Source organism: Luteimonas huabeiensis HB2 (assembly GCF_000559025.1).
Lineage (GTDB): Bacteria > Pseudomonadota > Gammaproteobacteria > Xanthomonadales > Xanthomonadaceae > Luteimonas > Luteimonas huabeiensis.
Map to the genome: position 1 here is coordinate 1 of NZ_JAAN01000073.1, position 510 is coordinate 510.

A 510-nucleotide genomic window follows, 5' to 3' on the forward strand; every position below is an offset into this window, starting at 1 on the left:
CTCGTAGTCGTTGACGATCACGTAATCGGCGAGTTCGATGAACCCGCGCAGCTCCTCGCCGTTGAACAGCGGCATCGCCTGGCCGGGATCGAACACGAACGGAATGCCGCCTTCGGAGAACTCGCGCGCGTTCTGCAGCATGCCGTCGCGGCCGTCCGGGCCCACCAGGCGGCGTGAACAGCTCGGGGATCTCGCGCACGTAGTCGAGATTGATGCCCAGCTCCTGGAACCACGCGCGGTAGGGGCCGAAGTCCTGGCCCACGGTGCCCATCGGGATCGGGTCGCCGCCCAGAAGCTTGAGGTTGTAGGCGATGTTGCCCGCGCAGCCGCCGAACTCGCGCCGCATCCGCGGCACCAGGAACGAGACGTTGAGGATGTAGATTAACACCGCCTCGCGCCGGGCTCACCAGGCCGGCCCCCGCGGCCCGGCCCCGGTCGTCCGCCGGGGGGCGCCCGGGGCGAGCCGCGGCGGCGGCCGCGCGCGACCAAAAGCGGCGCCGGGCGGCGCTT

1 pseudogene is annotated in these 510 nt (G+C 71.0%); it reads right to left on the reverse strand.

The features are described from left to right. Positions 1 to 388, reverse strand: a pseudogene (locus Z164_RS22245) (PfkB family carbohydrate kinase); the annotation flags it as partial. Positions 389 to 510: the final 122 nt, after the last annotated feature.